This is a genomic window from Komagataeibacter sp. FNDCR2 (assembly GCF_021295395.1).
Classification (GTDB): domain Bacteria; phylum Pseudomonadota; class Alphaproteobacteria; order Acetobacterales; family Acetobacteraceae; genus Komagataeibacter.
Window position 1 is genome coordinate 2412974 of record NZ_JAIWOU010000001.1, and the last position, 17571, is coordinate 2430544.

The following is a 17571-nucleotide window of genomic DNA, read 5'->3' on the forward strand; positions in this document are numbered from 1 at the left end:
GGAGCAGGAAGATGTTACCGACAATGTTGCAGATCCGTGATGTCCTGGATGCTTACCGCTCCGGCGCCCTGCGTCCATCCGCGCTGGTTGGGATCGTGTATGAACGGATCACGGCCTATGCGCAAAAGGATCCGGCGGTCTGGATCAGCGTGGCGCCACTGGAGCATCTGCTGGAGCGCGCCGCGTTTCTGGAAAGCCGGTCAATGGATGCCCTGCCCCTGTATGGCGTTCCCTTCGCGGTCAAGGACAATATCGATGTGGCGGGCCTGCCAACCACGGCGGCCTGTCCGGCCTTCGCCTACACGCCCGCGGTCAGCGCCGAAGTCGTGCAGCGGCTTGAAGCCGCCGGGGCGATTGTCATTGGCAAGACCAACCTGGACCAGTTTGCGACGGGACTGGTCGGAACCCGCTCACCCTATGGCGCGCCGCACTGCGTGTTTGATTCCCGGTACGTATCGGGTGGCTCCAGTTCCGGTTCGGCCGTGGCCGTGGCGGCGGGGCTGGTTTCCTTCGCGCTGGGCACGGATACCGCCGGTTCGGGTCGGGTGCCGGCGGCGTTCAATAATATTGTGGGCCTCAAGCCCTCACGTGGGGTGCTGAGTAACCAGGGCGTCGTGCCTGCCTGTAAATCACTGGACTGCATTTCCATTTTCGCGGGTTCGGTGGCGGATGCCGCTCTGGTTGAACGCAAGGCCGCATCATGGGATCCGCGCACCCCTTATTCGCGTCCGATGGTGCCGCGTCCCGCATTGGGGGAAAGCTTCCGGTTCGGCATCCTTGCCCCGCAGGACAGGTTTTTTGACAACGACACCGAAAACGCTGACCTGTACGAGCAGGCTGTCAGGAATATGGAGGCGCTGGGGGGCACGCCGGTCGAACTGGATTATGCCCCGTTACGCGAAGCCGCGGAATTACTGTACAATGGCCCGTTCGTTGTGGAACGGATCACGGCCATTGAAGAATTCCACAGGCGGCATGCCGCTGAAATGGACCCGACCGTCGCCAGCATCTATGACAATGCGCGGCGATATGGCGCGACGGATGTCTTCCGGGGGCTTTATCGCCAGCGGGAACTCCAGCAGGTGGCCACGCAGATGTGGCGGCAGTTCGATGTCATGCTGCTGCCAACAGCGCCCCGCATCGTATCACGCGCCGAGGTGAAGGCCGAACCCATAGCGGCGAACAGCCTGCTTGGCACGTACACCAACTTCGTCAATATACTCGATATGTCGGCATGCGCCGTTCCCGCTGGCTTCCGGGGTAACGGGCTGCCGTTCGGGGTTACGTTGATCGCGCCCGCCAATGCGGATTATGCACTGGCGGATCTGGCGCAGCGTTACCAGATGGCCGGGGATGACACCATCGGGATGGCACGACACGAAAAACCGCATCCGGTATCGCTGCCCCCCCATGAAGAAACGGATCGCGTGTTACTGGCCGTAGTGGGGGCGCATCTGCGCGGATTACCGCTGCATTTCCAGCTTGAGCGCGAAAACGCCGTGTTCAGGCGGGCGGCACGTACCGCCCCGGATTACAGGCTGTTCGCATTGCCGGACAGTACTCCCCCCAAACCGGGAATGTTCCGTCAGGCCGGATTTGCCGGAGCCGGGCTGGAGGTTGAAATCTATGAACTGAGCGCGGCGGCTTTTGGCCGGTTTGTCGCATCAATCCCCCAGCCCATGGCGATTGGACGGATCACGCTGGCGGATGGGGAGGAAGTGGATGGCTTTCTCTGCGCGGAAGCCGCCGCCAGGAACGGGCGCGATATTACCGCTTTTGGTGGATGGAAAAACTATCTGGATACGATGTGAAGCGATCCCCATATGTCACGTATTTTACATAATAAAACACACTTGTTTATTTAAAATTAAGGATGTTTTTTTCATATGTTACGTTGACGTAACGATGATGTACGGTAAAAGGAATCCATACGAACAATTGTTTCGAATCGTTGTTTATCCTGACATCGAATAGGAAATCCGCATGAGACGGTTCTGTACCCTGCTTGGCATAAGCATTCTGGCCTTTCCCATGGACGAAGGGGCGCGGGCCCAGACCCCGGATATTCCAACGGAAGTGGAACGCCCCCTGGAAGCGACCGAACCGGTGGAGGAAGCAACCCCCGCCCCCGTTACGGGCAATATCTTCCACCCCCGTCCGGGTCACGCCCGCACCTACTGGGACGGGCTGGAAGGCCATGTGCAGATCGAGGCCGGCATTTCGGGTAACCCCTGGACCCGCTCGGGCCGCAACTTCGGCCAGTTCTATACCGACCGCGCCAATACGGTCACGATGAACCAGATCATGGGTTCGCTCTCGCATGCCGTCACCGATGTCGGGCATGGCTACGGCCTGGGTTTCGTGATCGAGGCGATGTACGGTTCGGACGCACGTTTCGACCCGACGGCAGGGATGGGGTCGGGATCGCTGACCGGGCTGTACCAGTGGGTGCCGACACAGGTCCACCTGGATGCGCACCTGCCATGGATCTACCGGCGCGGGATCGATGTGCAGATCGGGCAGATGTACGGCCTGCTGGGATCGGAAGGCACGCCCGCGACGGCGCGGCCCTTCTATACCTTCAACTATGCTTCCGACTATATCGTCCCGTTCGAGACGGTCGGTATTGTCGCGACCATGCACCTGACGCGGACCATGGACTGGATACTGGGCGTGGATGCCGGTAATTCCACCACGTTCGGCGCGTACGGGAACAATAACAAGCCCAAGGGATATTTCGGGTTTTCATGGAACAACCTGATGCATGGCAAGCTGAACCTGCATGCCATCGGCCATTTCGGCCCGCAGGGCAATAATGGCCGCTCCATCAGTGGCGGCGGCTGGACCAGCGCGGGCCTTGGCCGCAGCGCCAACCACCTGATGCAGTATAACGGTGACATCATGGCCACGTACCATGTCAATGATCGGGTCACGCTGACGGTGGACGGCACCTACCTGCATGATGACGCCCTGCGCGACGATGCCTATGGCATCAGCAGTTATGTGGCGTGGGACATCCGCCCGTGGCTGACATTCAATGCGCGTGGCGAAATCTTCCGTGACAATACCGGCGGCGTCATTACGGAATATGCGAGCTTCACCTCTTTCACCAAATCCATCACCAACCAGCCCTTTCCGTACTATGCGGCCCCGCCCACAACCTATGGCGCGCTGACGCTGGGCGTGTCCTACCGGCCGGAGTTCATCAACCGCCGGATGTCGCTGGGCAAGCTGACCATCCGCCCCGAAATCCGTCTGGACAAGTCCCTCAACGGCACGCGACCCTTCAACCAGTCCGGCACGACGGCCAATCCCATTGTAAACAATGGCACGAACAACATGCTCTGGTTCAGTTGTGACGCCATCTGGTCGTTCTAGGAGACTGTTTGAAAGGCACCCAAAAACCTTTGTTGTTTTTTATCAAACAGCTTCTTACATCGTCACATACAGCCTGCATGCGGGATCGGGTCTCGGGAGTGGCGCAGGCCGGGCGTTGTGATCCGTCCGCATCCGGTCATGGGAGGAGTTGCCATGTCCATTCGCGTCGGTGTTGCTGGCTGGTCGATCCCTTCCGCGCTTGCCGGGCAGTTTCCCCCGGTCGGCACGCATCTTGAACGCTATGGCGCACGCTTCTCGGCTGTCGAGATCAACAGCAGTTTCTATCGACCGCACCGGCGCACAACCTACGAACGCTGGGCGGCAAGCGTGCCGCCTGCGTTCCGCTTCTCCGTCAAGCTGCCCAGAACGATCACGCATGAGCGCCGGCTGATCGACTGTCGGGCGCTGATCGCGCGCTTTGCCGAGGAAACGGGTGGCCTGGGCGACAGGCGTGGTCCCATCCTGGTTCAGCTTCCCCCAAGCTTCGCCTATCCCGGCGCGATTGCGGAACGATTTATGGACGATCTGCAAGCCATGATCGCAGGGGCTATCGTTCTGGAGCCAAGACATGCAAGCTGGTTCCAGCCAGAGGTTGACCACATGCTGGCGGGGCGGCGGATCTCGCGCGTCGCGGCGGATCCGGCCAGGTTCCTGCCCGCGGCGCAACCCGGGGGCTGGAGCGGCCTCGCCTATTTCCGCCTGCACGGTTCCCCACGGATTTATGAGTCACCTTATGGCAAGGAGGCCATTGAAGCCCATGCGAAAACCGTTGCCTCGCTTGCCGCGGCTGGCAGCGATGTCTGGACAATCTACGATAACACCACCTATGGCGCCGCCACGCGGAATGCGTTGGAACTTATGGACGCGTTCGCTGAAGACAGCGCCCGGAAATGAAACGCTCAATCGCCGACAGGTGCTGGTGGTGATCCGTGAGGACACCAATTGAACGGATGCGCCCGTCTGTTCGCACGGTGCGTTGTGAATTTGAAAATCCTGCAAATCATCCATCCTGTGCCGAAGCAGCGGAGTCGTAAGGTCGGCCCCGTTCCGTTTTCGTGGTCCTGCCGTTTAGGGGCATGCCCGGTCTCAGGCGCGGCAGGGGAGGAGGGAACCTTTCCTGTCCGGTTCATGAACATATCATGGCCTGAACATGGTGAATACATGAGTATTGCGTAATGGTATATGGATAATATATGTAATTAAAAAATAAAAACAATGAATTTTAGCAGTTTATTGTGAATATAAATTTAAATAAATGATGAAATATTATAAATAATCAGAAAATATTTTTATTTACTGCTTTGCAAAATTTTGTAAATTTTATCCTTCCAATATCAAAAATCATCACATATCTATAGTGCATGACTTCTGGCGCCATATGTTTTGTGGTTCAGCGCGTAGGAAGTGCATGAAAGGTAGGGTCTGAACTTTGAATTTACACAGCAAATCCGATAATCAACTGCCTGCGGCCGTGCGCCCTGATGGGAAATTACGCATGGTTATTTTCGATTGTGATGGCGTTCTGGTCGATGGGGAATACCTGTCCACCTCCATCATGGCGCAGGAAGCGCGGAAATATGGCTGGAACATTACGGACGCGCAGGCAAACAAACTGTTCACCGGCGGTGAACTGGCCAAAATCCGCGATCGTATCGCCCATGAAAGCGGCAGGGAACTGCCCGATAACTGGGATATGATCGTGCAGAACCGCATCGTAACCATGATGAAAACCGATGCCCAGACCGTGGATGGCGCGGAAGACATGCTTCAGGCAACACTGGGTCTGGGGCTGCCGGTGCGTATCGGCTCCAATTCCTCCATGGCGGAGATGGACGCCAAATTCAGCAGCACGGGCCTCGATCAGTTGCTGGAAGAAGACCGCATCCATTCAGGCCGCGATCTGGATATGCCCAAGCCCCGGCCCGATCTGTACCTGTATGCCGCGGAGCAGGACAATATCCCGCCCGGCAACTGTATCGTTCTGGAAGATTCCGATGCCGGCGTGGAAGCCGCCCGCCTGGCGGGCATGGCCTGTGTGCTGCTGCGTGATCCGGGCCAGCCCGCGCCGCAGTGGCCGGGGCTGTTCCGCATTGCGCACCTGTCGGAATTCGTGCCGCTGCTGCGGCGCATCATGACCGAGCAGAAGCAGGTCGCCGCCTGAGCAGGTGCGCCGCTCAGTCGGTGTAACGGCTGCTGCGGCCCTGTTTGATGCGGCTGCGGTGCTGCTTGTTCTCCATCCGCCGCTTGCGCTGCCCGCGTGAGGGGCGGGTGGGCACACGATACGCCTGTACGGTGCTGGCCTGTGCGATCATGTCGTGCAGGCGGGCGACCGCGTCCTCGCGGTTGCGGATCTGGCTGCGAAAGCGCCGCGCGGTCAGCACGATCACGCCATCCCCCGTCATCCGGCTGCCTGCTATCTCCACCAGCTTCTGTTTTATGCGTTGTGGCAGGGTGGGGGAATTGCGGGCGTCAAAGCGCAGTTGCGCGGCGGTCGCGACCTTGTTGACGTTCTGCCCACCCGGACCCGACGCCAGGATGTAGGTCACATGTAATTCATCATCCGGGATGGTGTGTGGAGACATGGCGGTTTACGGTCCTGCGCGGGGGGCGTTACATCGTGAACGGATGGGCCGCCCTGCATGGGCGGCATTGCTGCGTGGGCTGTTTGCTATCACCATGCCTGTCCGATGATGACAAGAGCGGAGTTGTTACAATCATGAACGATCAGGCCATGACGGACCAGTTGCGCAAGGCCCTTGCGCAGGCGGCGGGCGATGCGGCGCAGGCCAAGGTCATGCCGGTGGTCAGGATGATTGCGGCCCAGCAGCTTGTTGTCATGGATCTCATGCAGATGCTGGTGGATGCGGGCGTTGTGGAGGCCGATGTGATCGCGGCCCGCATGCGCCATCATATCGAACACACCGATACGAAGGACATGGCGGCCCGAACCCTGTTTGAACAGGTGCGTTCACGTTTCGCCTCCGCTCCCAAATCCCCCTGATAATGAAGAAAGGGCTGCCAATGGCTGATCATCCTCCCGCCCTGCGGGCAGAAATCGTCGCACTCAAGGCGGAACTGGCCCGCGTGCGCGACGAACTGGCCATTGCCCGCAAGACCATCCAGGAACTCAGGCTGGACTTGCGGCGTGAGCAGACACGCCCCACCCCCAAGCGCCCATAAGCCAGCAGGACAAGGTATTCCCCATGAATGAGGAACGTGACGCGACCGGTCGGGTTGTTGTTTACCCCACGGTCAGTTGTGGCGCGGAAGCCGCGCAGGATTCCATTGTGGTGATGGACCTGTTCATGGCCACGGCGCCCGAGCATATGCCCAAGGGCGACCGGCGGGTCGTGACCGTGCTGCCGCCGGAACTGGCCCTTAACCTGGCCGAACAGCTTCGCAGTGCGGCCGAGCGCGTGCAGGCGGCGCGGGGCCGCAGGCAGGCCACGCCTTCAGATGGCGTTCAGCCCCCTGTGAAATCCTAAGGGCCGATCACGGCGGGCTGGAAGCGTTCAGGGCCCGCTTGCGAAACTTCGTACCAGCCATGGAGAGGGGTTTGGTGGGGCTTTTTTCCAAAAAGCTTCAGGAACGCCGCATGCCGCCATAGCGGATGTTGAGCGTGGCCTCTCCGCCGCTTACGGTCGGTATGGTTATGGTATGATGCAGTGCCGCGCGCATGGCTTTTTGCGATGCCATATGCACGATACCGACCGGCGCATGGGGAAAGAACAGGTTGGCCAGTTTTCCCGTCGCCTCGTCCAGCAGCCAGGGGCCTATGTAGTTGTGGCTGTTGTCCAGAAAGGTGACGGGTAGCCCGTCAATATAGACCGCCAGGGCGATGCAGAGCTGGTCCTGCGTAAACGCCATGCCCCGGCGCGGCAGGATGCGCGCCTGCCACCGCCGTAGCACGGGCCAGATCGGTGCGTCACGATGCAGGCAGAATACACCCGCGTTCAGCAGCGGCTTGGCCCCGATCTGCCTGCGTATGCTGAATGGCAGGCGGGCGCGGGTGGCGTTTTTATATAAGAACGAACGGATCTGCATCCAGCCGGGGCAGATCCAGCGCACGCCCAGCAGGTTGGCGATCTTGGCGCCGATTTCCGGCACGATGGCCAGCGTGCCCCCGGTTGCCGCCGCAAACATCTGTTCGATGGCCCGTCCGTCCTGCACCCATGCATCGGCGTCAATCCACAGGATCAGGTCGAAGTCGGGCAACATCTGGTCCAGCCAAAGCTTGCATATGTTGATCGCAAGGCTGGGGCGGCGTTTCAGGGCCCGCGCCGGGGCGTAATCGGGAATGAAGGGGGTAATGACCCGAATGCCCTGCGCCGCAAGTTGCGCCAGCTGGCTGGCATCCATGCCGCAGTCGATCACCCCGATGGGCGTCGGGCTGTGGTCACGTATGGAGGCGATCAGCTCCATGACCAGTTCGAAATAGGCATGGTCGCAGCCGGTTACGATAATCCGGCGGGCCGTGGTGGCGTCGGGCGGTGTCATGCCCGACCTTATAGGCGCAAAGGCGGGTCAGCGGAATGACCGTCTGCATGTCTTCATCCCAGCGGCGCGGGCCGGTTGCGCGCGCTGAGTGCTGGGTGGCGGAACGCCATGATGGCGCGCAGGTTCTCATGCGCGGCCCATGCATCATTGGTCGTGCGTGAATTGCCGTGGGTGCGGTAACGGCACAGGATCTCCGGCACGTAGGCGACCTCGAGGCCGTGATCTATGAATTTGAGCCAGAAATCATAATCTTCCCAGCCTTCGTCGATATGGCTGTAGCCATCCACCTTTTCCCATGCCTGCCGGCGGATCAGCGCCATCACATCCACATAGTTCTCCCGCGCCATCTGGGCGGGATCCCATATATCGGCCGAGCCGATGCGCTGTTCGTGGCCAAAATATTCGATCTGGCTGTACGTGGCGTCAAATTCCCCATCGCAGGCCGCTTTATGCAGGCGACCGATCGCGCGGGGATAGATGGTGTTATCCGCGTCCATCACGAAGACAAAGGTGCCTGAAGCCTGCCTGAACGCGGTGTTCCGTGCCTCGGACGGGCCCTGGTTGCGGGTGTGGACGATCAGGGTGCAGCGCCAGAACCGCTCCTGGTTTTCCTCCATCCATGCGGTGATGCGCGCCACGGAATCATCCCTGTCCGAACAGTCATCGACCACGATCAGTTCAAGTGCCGCATGGCTCTGGGCCGCGATGGAATCGAGGGCGTCCACAATGTAGCGTGCGTAATTGAAATTTGTGACGCAGACGCTGACCAGTTCGGCTACCCGCCTGCGGCGGCTTCTGGAGGTGAAGATGGCGTGGCCGGTCGCCATCCAGGGGGCGGTGATGCTCATGTTTCGGGCGTGCTCCATACATGCGCGATGAACCCGCGAATTTTCTCGCAATGCGCCTGGTTGCGGGCGGGTGTGCTGATCAGCTTCAGTGCGGCGCACCGGATGGCCTCGGCCCTGGCCTGGCCATCGGGCGTATGCAGCAGCCATTCGATCAGGTTGGGGATATGACGGCCCGTTTCCTCAAGGAAATGCACGTTGGGGCGAAAGACGGGATGCGGCAGGCAGGGTTCCGAAACCACGACGCTCCCGTTGGCCATGGCGCCCTTGACGATGCGGTGCCATTCAAAAAAACCGTAATCATCGCGGTGGATGTTCAGCGTGATGCGTGAATGACCGGCAATATGCGCAGCAAGGCGGGAGAGCGGGTTGTCCCGTGGGCTGCTGTCGATGGGGTTCAGGAACTTGCGGTAGTAGATGTAATTGCGATACTGCGCGAGGAACGCGGCATTGCGGGCAAAGAACTTTTCCCGGTGGGTGGATGTATTGCCAAAAAAGCTGATGTCGATCTGCCGGTCCGCAAAAGAGGTGGCGGGATCGGGCCGGGCGCGACACGCGGGCGGCAGGATGCGGACCATGGCGTGGCGCAGGTCGCCTTTTTCCAGATAGTCGCGCGCGGGGCCGATCGTGGGCGTGAAGTGAATGGCGGGCAGCCCCGCCTGGCGGAAGCCCTCGGCCATCTGGTGGCAGATATCGATTACGCCAGCCGCCATGAGCATGAAGGGAAGGCCGCGTTCGAACCACAGCGTCTGGGGCTGTTCGGTGTTGAACATAAGGGCGTCACGGATAATGTTGCCCGTGGCCCATAGCGGCCCGCGCCCGAGATGGAAGAACTCATGCGGGGCGACGAATATGCACAGATCCGGCCGGTTGGCGGGGTCGGCGGTTTCATCCAGCAGGGCGCAGTTCAGCCCCGCGTCGGTCAGGCTGCGTTGCAGGTCGGCCGCGATTTCATGAATGAATACATTGCCGCCGGTATTGTAATAAACGCCGATACTGTCCGGCACCGCCCCGGTGGGGTTGATGTAATGGGCATCATCCAGCCCCGGGGCCGCGCATAAGGCCCCCAGCGTTTCGGATACGCGCATGGCGCCAAAGATGCGCCGCCCCTCCGGCACGCCATAGAGCAGGGCATGCTCGGCCATGTCGGTCGTCGTGCGGTCGATGTCGCGGTTGATGTCATGGTAGGCGGCGGGATCGAAAAACGGCAACTGCTCCAGTGTTTTGACGCCAAGACTGAGATCTTCGAGATGAAAGCGGGTGAGCAGCCCGTGATGGGCGATATGACATCCCTCATGCGTTTGCAGGAAATGAACGAAGGGATTGCGGTTTTTCGCCCCGGCTTCGGGGTGCTGGCTTACATACAGGGCAGGGCGGAAATTGCGGTTGGGCTGGCGGCCTTCACGGCACCCGTACCGGACATAGTGGACCAGCGGGTCGATTTCCGATCCGGCCACGTCCCTGTAGGTCGCGAGATAGAAGCCGGCATCGAACTGGCCTGACTCCTCTATGATCTTGAGATCCTGCTGTTCGGTGGGTGTCAGTGTAAGGAGCAGATCCGCGGACAATGTCTTTACCTTGGCTGGGACGGGTCTGAAAACGCACGGGCCCGGTCAGTGTGACGGGGGCACGCAGTTATTCTGCTAGGGCAGATCAATTAATATTTGATTATTCCCCCCGCCGGTTTCGGCCCGGCCCATCGCGCGCCCCATGCTCTGCTGCGGTATTATCAATCCTAATTCATATAATGCAGGGCATGCCACGGGGGCTCCCCTTATGGCGCGGGGTGCGGAATAGTGGACACGCATGCAACTGGCGGGGGACGGAGCGTAAGTGGCCACACTGGAATGGGAGGGAAAGCGCGCGGTCGCCGCCATGCTTGAGCGGATGCGCGCGGGTGTGCTGCGGCCCGATCCCGCGCTGTCACGCGGTGCGGCGGATGCGCGGGACTGGATCATTCAGGGCGATAACCTTGCCGCCCTGGCCACGCTCATGCCTGACCTGGCGGGTCGGGTGGATATGGTGCTGATTGACCCCCCCTATAATACCGGGCGGCGTGACTGGCTTTATGATGACAGCGCCAGCGCCCCCGCCGCACGGCGCTGGCTGGAAGCGGCGCTGGGCGCGCGCGCGCGTACCCTGTCGCGGCAGGACAGGTGGCTGTGCCTCATCTACCCGCGCCTGATCATGCTCCGGCGGTTGCTGGCGGAAAACGGCGTGATCGCCTGCTGTATCGACGACCACGAATACCCGCGCCTGCGGCTGTTGATGGAGGAAGTGTTCGGACCCGAAAACTTTCTGGCCACCTTCGTCTGGGTCAATACGGGCAATATGGACAACCACAGCCGCATCAAGACCAATCATGAATATGTGGTGGTCTTCGCGCGGGAGGCGCGGCGTTTCGTCCCCGGCTGCGTGATCGCGCCCCAGGTCGGCGCGCGTAGCAAGCTGCGGCGGCCGGTCATTCGCAACACCATTATCAAGAACGGCCCACGCAACCCGATCTCCGAACTTGTGCTGCCAGCGGGCTTTCCGGCCAGTTTTGAAAACGGGAAGATCGCCCCCCCGGCGGATGCGGGATTCTGGCCGCGTTTCACCACGCCGATTGTCGTGCGCGCAGGGCGGCTGGCCCGGCCCGTCGCGCTGCGCAGCGGGTGGAGTTCACGCAGGCAGTGCGCGGCTTTCATCGCGGGCGGGTTTCGGGACATTCTCGACCGGCGGGGGCTGAAAACCCGCTTTTACCTGACACCAAGCGGCGCGGTTTTCATGGAAAAGGACCGCGATGACCAGTCCAGTCACATCCTGAGCGTGCTGGAGGGCATGGGCACCGTGCAGCAGGCCGCGGCGGGGCTGGCGCGGCAGGGCGTGCGCTTTGATTATCCCAAGCCTGTTCCACTGGTGCGGTACCTGCTCAGCGCGCTGTGCGCGCGCCGGGACGCGCTGGTGCTTGACGCCTTTGGGGGGTCGGGCACCACCGGGCAGGCCGTGATGGACCTGAACGCGGCGGATGGCGGGTGCAGGCGGTTCATCGTGATGGAAATGGACGAACGGATCGCCACCACCGTGACCCAGCCGCGACTGGCCCATGTGCTGGCGCGGCACGACCTGCCGGGTGCCGGGTTGCGCTTCTTCAGGCTCGCGGCCCCCCCTTGCTGAAGCGGGTATTCCCTCAGGCGGGTCCGGTCCGGTGGGCAGGCTTGCGTGAAGACGGGGTCCCGCCCGCTGTGCATGGCATGGCAGGGTCTGTTCTGTTAGGGTGACAGGTCTGGAAAAAACGTTCCCGCTGGCCAGTGGCAGGGAACGCAGCGGGGCATGATGCATTTCTGGCAGGGTAGGGAACAGGGAGAACCGCTGGATGGATCTGGCGTGGGCAGACAGGCATGCAACGGTCGGGACGTTTGTCAGGCGGCACTGGTGGGCCTGCATGGCGGTGCCGGTCCTGCTGGGCCTGCTTGGTGGTTTCGCGGGTTACGTGAACTGGAACAGCCATAGCGATGAGGATTTCGCCCGGCACAATGTCCTGATGAAACATTCGCAGGAGGAGGCGGCCTATGCCCGCCAGCTTGCGCAATACGACCAGACGGTCATAAAAAACCGCCGTGTCTTCCTGGACATCACCCGCGCGGAGTTCGACCGCATCGTCACCCCTGAACAGAAGGCGTGGCTTTTGCACGAATACCGCAAATTCGATATCACCCGCGTCAGCACGTATGACGGGCATGACATCCGTCCCTTCCAGCCTTCAGCCTGTACGGTCGAATTGTGTTTTGTCCCGATCTTTGTTGAATCCCTGCATGATGATCCGGTCCACAACACCAAATACGTGCAGGTGGGCGCGCTGGAGGACATGTCGCGCACCCTGATCGTCGATCAGGAACAGTTCTGGCGCCTGCGCAAGCTGGTCATCCGGATCGACGCCATCCTGTTCGCCGCCCGGCGCCAGCAGATTGCGGATTACGAACAGATGATGCAGCTTCGCGCATCGCTTGATGTCCTGCGCACGACCACACAGAAGATAAAATGAACGAAGGAGGTCGTACACCCACGGGCGCATCCTGATTCCGGCAAGACCGTGCAACAAGAAGCAAGAATACGATCAGACTTTATAGCACATAACATAAGTATGTTTTTTCAGGAGTAAAACTGGTGGCCTCCATTATGCAAGCAGCGGCGCAGCATTCTTCCTCTCCCGTGGTTCCGGTTATCCTGTCGGGTGGAAGTGGCAGCCGGTTGTGGCCCGTTTCACGCAGTTCCTATCCCAAGCAGTTCTGGCCGCTGGTCTCGCCCCTGACAATGGTGCAGGAAACGGCGCTACGCAGCCATGGGCCCGGTTTTTCGGCCCCCATTGTCGTATGCAATAACGAACACCGCTTCATCATGGCCGAACAGTTGCGCGAAGTTGGCATCAACACGCCGCGTATCGTGCTGGAGCCGATGGGCCGCAATTCGGCGCCCGCCATCGCCGTCGCCGCCCTCCTTGCCGCCGAGACCGACCCCGATGCCGTATTGTGGGTCATGGCCGCCGATGCCGCGCTGCTCAAGCCGGGGAATGTGCCCCCCATGCTCGACCTGGCCGTGCGCGTGGCGCGCTCGGGCCGTATCGTCACCTTCGGCATGGTGCCGAGCAAGGCGGAAACCGGCTACGGCTATATTGAAAAAGGGGACGGGCTGCCCGGTTATGACGGGGCCTTTTCCGTTGCCAAATTCGTTGAAAAACCCGACGCCGCCCGTGCGGCCAGCATGTTCGAATCCGGGCGGTTCCTGTGGAATTCCGGCATGTTCGTATTCACCGCCCGCACCATGCTGCGCGAAATGGAAAAGTTCGAGCCCGCCATCCTGACCGCCGTGAAGGAAGCGGTCAGGGCCCGCCAGACGGACTTCGATTTCGAACGTCTGGATACGGTGGCCTTCGCCCGTTCGCCTGATATCTCGATCGACTACGCCGTGGCGGAACGCACGGATCTCATGACCGTCATTCCCGGTGATTTCGGCTGGTTCGATGTGGGAAGCTGGGATGCGCTGTGGGAACTCAGCCCCAAGGACGACCACGGCAACGCCACCAAGGGCGATGTGATCGTGAACAACACCAACAACAGCTACATCCGCACCGACGGTGTCCTGACGGCGGTGGCGGGTGTGAACGACCTGCTGGTGGTGGTGAACGAGGATGCGGTTCTCGTCGCCCATCGCGATCACGCGCAGGATGTGAAGACCATCGTGGCGGAACTGAAAAAGGCCGGGCGCAAGGAAGCGACGGCCCACCGGCGCTGCTATCGTCCATGGGGTTTTTACGAATCCCTGATCGAAGGCTCGCGCTTTCAGGTCAAGCGGATCGTGGTCGAACCGGGGGAGAAGCTGTCCCTGCAGAAGCATTTCCACCGCGCCGAACACTGGGTGGTGGTGGAAGGCACGGCGCAGGTCACCCGTAATGAGGACATCATCCTGGTGCGCGAGAACGAGAGTATCTACCTGCCGCTCGGGGCCGTGCACCGGCTGGAAAACCCCGGTCGCATTCCCCTGACCCTGATCGAGGTGCAGTCCGGCCCCTATCTGGGCGAAGACGACATCGTCAGGCTGGAGGATGTGTACAGCCGCGCCTGATCGCCCCACCCATGTAACGCCAGCAGGGCACGGAATGGCAGATTACTGTTTTTTCCGTGCCTTTTTTTATCCGGAGCATACCGCGCAGGCATGACGAAGGGGTTCATATTTCCTTCATAAAACTGTCATGGACATATCATTTTTATTTGCGCGAGCAGTTATCTACTGTCCCGCCTGTCTGCCGGATAGCCAGACATGTCTGTTTTCTTCATGTCGGAGAACATGAGTATTATGCACTTTTCTGCTCGAATCCTAACATGCGCCCTGCTGGCGACCGCATTGCCCGTCATGGCGCATGCCGCCGATATCACGGGCGCGGGCTCCAGCTTCGCCGCGCCCATTTACGGAGCGTGGGGAGCGGATAGCGGGCGTGCTGCCGGCGTCAACCTGAATTACCAGACCGTGGGCTCCAGCGCCGGGCAGAACCAGATTCTGGCGGGCACCGTTGATTTTGGCGCATCCGACGTGCCCATGGACGCGCAGAAGCTGGAAAACGCGCATCTGTTCCAGTTTCCCACCGTCATGGGCGGGATCGTGCCGGTCATCAACCTGCCGGGTATCGAAACCAACCAGCTCCAGCTTGATGGCCCGACACTGGCCGCCATCTACCGTGGCGAGATCGGGCAGTGGAACGATCCGAAAATCGCGGCCCTCAACCCCGGCCTGAAGCTGCCCGATACCGACATCGCCACGGTCCACCGCGCGGATGGTTCCGGCACCACGGCGGTCTTTACCGGCTATCTCGCCCGTGTCTCGCCCGAATGGCATGAAGGGCAGGGGGCGGGGGCGTCCATCGCATGGCCCGGCGGCATTGGCGCGCGCGGGAATGATGGCGTGGCGGCCTCCGTGCGCAATACGGAAGGGGCCATCGGCTATGTCGAATACGCCTTCGCCGCCAATGCGCACATGACCACCGTCAAGCTGAAGAACCATAGCGGCGCCTATGTCGCGCCCGGCATGGACAGCTTCAGCCGCGCGGCCGAAGCCGCCGACTGGAAGGACGCCGCGCATTTCGCCGTGGACCTGCTGGATACGACGGGTGCTGGCGCATGGCCGATCGTCTCCCCCACCTATGTTCTGGTGCCCGTGCCCACCGGCAAGGCCACGCATGGCGCGGCGGTACGCAAGTTCTTTGGCTACGCGCTCGGCAATGGGGATGCGGCGGCCTATCGTCTTGATTACGTTCCCGTGCCCGCCAATGTGAAGACGGACATCCTGCAGCAGTGGGATAACGCCAAATAATACGTTACAACAAATAAAGACAAAATAAATCCGTCCGGTCTCCGGGCGGATTTTTTTGTATCTGGCGATGTCATAAAACCTTCATAAAACTGTATTGGAAACATAACACACAGAACAGATCAGTCATTCTAAATGAACCCGTCCTTCATTACGGAATGATTAATATGATTCGCCGGTCCGCTGTATCGTTCTTCCTCGGTTCTTCCGCCATATGGGGGGTATCCTTATCACACCAGGCTTCCGCGGCATCCGCATCGGATGCACAGATCCAGGCCCTGCAGCATGAAATGCAGGAGATGCGGCGTGAGATGTCAGGACAGATCAGCGTGCTGCGCCAGCGTCTTGCCCGGGCCGAGACCCATGCGTCCCCCACCGCGGCCAACGCCGCGCAGGCCCGCCGCGTCGCGGCCGCCAACGGCCAGCCCCTGCCGGACAGCTACGCGCGTGACATCCGCATTGGTGATGACAGCGCGAATACGATGAACGTGCTGCACAAGGCGGATCTCGGCACGCCGCCGTCGGATCGTGGCGTCTCGTCCTCATGGGCGTCCTTCCGTGCGGCAACGGAGAAGGAAGAAGCCCTGCATATGGGTGGCATGGTGGTCGGCTTCCCCGGCGGGCGTCCCACCATTTCGACCGAGGACGGGATGTACGCCATGTCCATCGGCCTGGCGTTTCATGAAGATATCGGCGGCTTCATGGGCATGTCGCCGCGCAGGGGCGAGAGCAAGGGCGATTTCGCGGGTCTGACCGAGAACGCCCGCCGGCTGCGTATTCCCATCTCGTTCCGTTACAAGAACTGGATCGCCAACATCACGCCGGATTTCGGCTCCAGCAGCCATGACGGTTCGGCCACGCTGTATGAGGCCAACCTGAACTATGCCGGGTTCCACAATACCATCATCACCGCCGGTTATTTCCAGCCGCGCGTGACGGAAGAAGATTCCGAAAGCTCGAACGAATTCGAAATGATGGAACGCCCCGCCATTACCGACATGGTGCGTAACATCGCCGCCGGTGACGCGCGCATGAGCCTTGGCGCCCTGCATTATGACAAGCGCTGGTGGATCGCGGGTTACCTGACCGGGCAGAGCTATGGCGCCCGTAGCGCGGGCAACGTCTATGACAGCCAGACCGGCGCCACCTTCCGTGTCGCGGGCCGTCCGTACCTGTCAAAGGACATAGACGTGCATATCGGCCTGTCCGCCATCAGCGCCTTCAAGATGGCGCAGACCAACGCCGCCGGAGGGGCCGCCCGCACCTCGGTCGCGATGAGCGAGGCCCCGGAAGTGGACCTGACCACGACCAAGCTGCTCAGCGCCACCGTTGGCAATGTCGGCAGCATGTGGTCCGCGGGTCCGGAACTGGGCTTCAGGTGGAAGCGGCTGGTGCTGAAGGGTGAATACTATCACATCGGCATCACACGCGGCGACAACACGGCGGGCTCCGTGGGGAACGTAAGCAACGCTGGCGGCACCGTGAACTTCCAGGGTTATTATGGCGCGGCCAACTATACCCTGTTCGGCGCGCCGCGCAGCTACAACATCAAGGAAGGCGCGTTCTCCGCACCGGGCGTGGACCATGCGTTCGATCCCGCGCATGGCTACTGGGGCGCGCTGGAAATCTCTGGCCGTTACAGCGTGGCCGACCTGAACAGCGGGCTGGGCAACAGCTTGACGGCGGTGCGTGGCGGGCAGCAGACGGTCTGGTCGGGCGGGCTGAACTGGTATCCGAACCGGCATTTCCGCTTCATGCTTGATTTCAACCACTTCATCGTAAGCGACAACAGCGTCGCGCAGAATATCATGGGCCGCCACGGCAACTCCGTTGCGGGCCGTATCCAGGCGGCGTTCTGAACGCAGTCCCCCCATAAAAGTCTTCTTCCAAAGCCTTGTTTTCCGCGCGTGACGCCATATCCCCGTATGGCGTCACGTCGTGCATTTCCGCCTGCCCCTTCCGTCCTGTCATGAAACGTGACGGAAGGGTTCCGGTTCCGCCGCCCGCCATA

16 protein-coding genes are annotated in these 17571 nt (G+C 60.9%); 12 read left to right on the forward strand and 4 right to left on the reverse strand.

The features are described from left to right. The first annotated feature begins 23 nt into the window (after positions 1 to 23). From atzF to LDL28_RS11605, 4 genes are all read left to right on the forward strand, one after another. Complete coding sequence (atzF, locus tag LDL28_RS11590; RefSeq protein ID WP_233058688.1) at positions 24 to 1811, forward strand: allophanate hydrolase; 1788 nt, start codon at positions 24 to 26, stop codon at positions 1809 to 1811. A gap of 172 nt (positions 1812 to 1983) precedes the next feature. Continuing rightward, positions 1984 to 3378, forward strand: a complete 1395-nt coding sequence (locus tag LDL28_RS11595; RefSeq protein ID WP_233058689.1) for an outer membrane beta-barrel protein — start codon at positions 1984 to 1986, stop codon at positions 3376 to 3378. A gap of 153 nt (positions 3379 to 3531) precedes the next feature. Further along, the gene (locus LDL28_RS11600; protein ID WP_233058690.1) at positions 3532 to 4272 is read left to right on the forward strand and encodes a DUF72 domain-containing protein; all 741 of its coding nucleotides are present in this window, start codon (positions 3532 to 3534) and stop codon (positions 4270 to 4272) included. Positions 4273 to 4873: 601 nt separating this feature from the next. Then, entirely contained in the window at positions 4874 to 5539 is a 666-nt protein-coding gene (locus LDL28_RS11605) for an HAD family phosphatase (RefSeq protein ID WP_233058691.1), read from the forward strand. A gap of 13 nt (positions 5540 to 5552) precedes the next feature. Here LDL28_RS11605 and arfB read toward each other — a convergent pair whose 3' ends face one another. Next, a complete protein-coding gene (arfB, locus tag LDL28_RS11610; protein WP_233058692.1) occupies positions 5553 to 5960 on the reverse strand; it encodes an alternative ribosome rescue aminoacyl-tRNA hydrolase ArfB in 408 nt (135 codons plus the stop codon). A 134-nt stretch (positions 5961 to 6094) separates the two neighbouring features. Between arfB and LDL28_RS11615 the strand changes: the two genes are divergently transcribed. Genes LDL28_RS11615 through LDL28_RS11625 form a run of 3 tightly spaced genes read left to right on the forward strand, consistent with a single transcriptional unit; the run spans position 6095 to position 6863 of the window. Next, positions 6095 to 6379, forward strand: coding sequence for a hypothetical protein (locus tag LDL28_RS11615; RefSeq protein ID WP_233058693.1), 285 nt, complete (start codon positions 6095 to 6097; stop codon positions 6377 to 6379). A 20-nt stretch (positions 6380 to 6399) separates the two neighbouring features. Continuing rightward, on the forward strand, positions 6400 to 6558 hold the full coding sequence (locus LDL28_RS11620) for a hypothetical protein (RefSeq protein ID WP_183479426.1): 159 nt from the start codon (positions 6400 to 6402) through the stop codon (positions 6556 to 6558). 23 nt (positions 6559 to 6581) lie between these two features. Next, entirely contained in the window at positions 6582 to 6863 is a 282-nt protein-coding gene (locus LDL28_RS11625; RefSeq protein WP_233058694.1) for a hypothetical protein, read from the forward strand. 97 nt (positions 6864 to 6960) lie between these two features. Here the strand turns inward: LDL28_RS11625 and LDL28_RS11630 are convergent, their stop codons facing one another. Genes LDL28_RS11630 through LDL28_RS11640 form a run of 3 tightly spaced genes read right to left on the reverse strand, consistent with a single transcriptional unit; the run spans position 6961 to position 10288 of the window. Next, positions 6961 to 7875 (reverse strand): glycosyl transferase, encoded by a 915-nt coding sequence (locus LDL28_RS11630; RefSeq protein WP_233058695.1) that lies wholly within the window; start codon positions 7873 to 7875, stop codon positions 6961 to 6963. Positions 7876 to 7928: 53 nt separating this feature from the next. Further along, on the reverse strand, positions 7929 to 8723 hold the full coding sequence (locus LDL28_RS11635; protein ID WP_233058696.1) for a glycosyltransferase family 2 protein: 795 nt from the start codon (positions 8721 to 8723) through the stop codon (positions 7929 to 7931). After that, entirely contained in the window at positions 8720 to 10288 is a 1569-nt protein-coding gene (locus LDL28_RS11640) for a hypothetical protein (RefSeq protein WP_233058697.1), read from the reverse strand. Before LDL28_RS11640 ends, LDL28_RS11635 begins: the two co-directional genes overlap by 4 nt. Before the next feature lie 265 nt (positions 10289 to 10553). Between LDL28_RS11640 and LDL28_RS11645 the strand changes: the two genes are divergently transcribed. The 5 genes from LDL28_RS11645 to LDL28_RS11665 all read left to right on the forward strand — a co-directional run bounded on the left by LDL28_RS11645 (position 10554) and on the right by LDL28_RS11665 (position 17419). Then, positions 10554 to 11876 carry a site-specific DNA-methyltransferase gene (locus LDL28_RS11645; protein ID WP_233058698.1) on the forward strand — a complete coding sequence of 441 codons (1323 nt, stop codon included), beginning with the start codon at positions 10554 to 10556 and terminating at the stop codon, positions 11874 to 11876. A gap of 199 nt (positions 11877 to 12075) precedes the next feature. Beyond that, positions 12076 to 12744: a hypothetical protein gene (locus LDL28_RS11650; protein WP_233058699.1), complete on the forward strand. Its 669-nt coding sequence runs from the start codon at positions 12076 to 12078 to the stop codon at positions 12742 to 12744. Positions 12745 to 12878: 134 nt separating this feature from the next. After that, entirely contained in the window at positions 12879 to 14321 is a 1443-nt protein-coding gene (locus LDL28_RS11655) for a mannose-1-phosphate guanylyltransferase/mannose-6-phosphate isomerase (RefSeq protein WP_233059280.1), read from the forward strand. A gap of 231 nt (positions 14322 to 14552) precedes the next feature. Further along, positions 14553 to 15563, forward strand: coding sequence for a phosphate ABC transporter substrate-binding protein PstS (gene pstS, locus LDL28_RS11660; protein WP_233059281.1), 1011 nt, complete (start codon positions 14553 to 14555; stop codon positions 15561 to 15563). A 155-nt stretch (positions 15564 to 15718) separates the two neighbouring features. Then, on the forward strand, positions 15719 to 17419 hold the full coding sequence (locus LDL28_RS11665) for an OprO/OprP family phosphate-selective porin (protein ID WP_370636328.1): 1701 nt from the start codon (positions 15719 to 15721) through the stop codon (positions 17417 to 17419). Positions 17420 to 17571: the final 152 nt, after the last annotated feature.

Coding starts and splice junctions, on each gene's coding strand:
- atzF (WP_233058688.1), top strand. CDS start 24: ATGTTGCAGATCCGTGATGTCCTGGATGCTTACCGCTCCGGCGCCCTG.
- LDL28_RS11595 (WP_233058689.1), top strand. CDS start 1,984: ATGAGACGGTTCTGTACCCTGCTTGGCATAAGCATTCTGGCCTTTCCC.
- LDL28_RS11600 (WP_233058690.1), top strand. CDS start 3,532: ATGTCCATTCGCGTCGGTGTTGCTGGCTGGTCGATCCCTTCCGCGCTT.
- LDL28_RS11605 (WP_233058691.1), top strand. CDS start 4,874: ATGGTTATTTTCGATTGTGATGGCGTTCTGGTCGATGGGGAATACCTG.
- arfB (WP_233058692.1), bottom strand. CDS start 5,960: ATGTCTCCACACACCATCCCGGATGATGAATTACATGTGACCTACATC.
- LDL28_RS11615 (WP_233058693.1), top strand. CDS start 6,095: ATGAACGATCAGGCCATGACGGACCAGTTGCGCAAGGCCCTTGCGCAG.
- LDL28_RS11620 (WP_183479426.1), top strand. CDS start 6,400: ATGGCTGATCATCCTCCCGCCCTGCGGGCAGAAATCGTCGCACTCAAG.
- LDL28_RS11625 (WP_233058694.1), top strand. CDS start 6,582: ATGAATGAGGAACGTGACGCGACCGGTCGGGTTGTTGTTTACCCCACG.
- LDL28_RS11630 (WP_233058695.1), bottom strand. CDS start 7,875: ATGACACCGCCCGACGCCACCACGGCCCGCCGGATTATCGTAACCGGC.
- LDL28_RS11635 (WP_233058696.1), bottom strand. CDS start 8,723: ATGAGCATCACCGCCCCCTGGATGGCGACCGGCCACGCCATCTTCACC.
- LDL28_RS11650 (WP_233058699.1), top strand. CDS start 12,076: ATGGATCTGGCGTGGGCAGACAGGCATGCAACGGTCGGGACGTTTGTC.
- LDL28_RS11655 (WP_233059280.1), top strand. CDS start 12,879: ATGCAAGCAGCGGCGCAGCATTCTTCCTCTCCCGTGGTTCCGGTTATC.
- pstS (WP_233059281.1), top strand. CDS start 14,553: ATGCACTTTTCTGCTCGAATCCTAACATGCGCCCTGCTGGCGACCGCA.
- LDL28_RS11665 (WP_370636328.1), top strand. CDS start 15,719: ATGATTAATATGATTCGCCGGTCCGCTGTATCGTTCTTCCTCGGTTCT.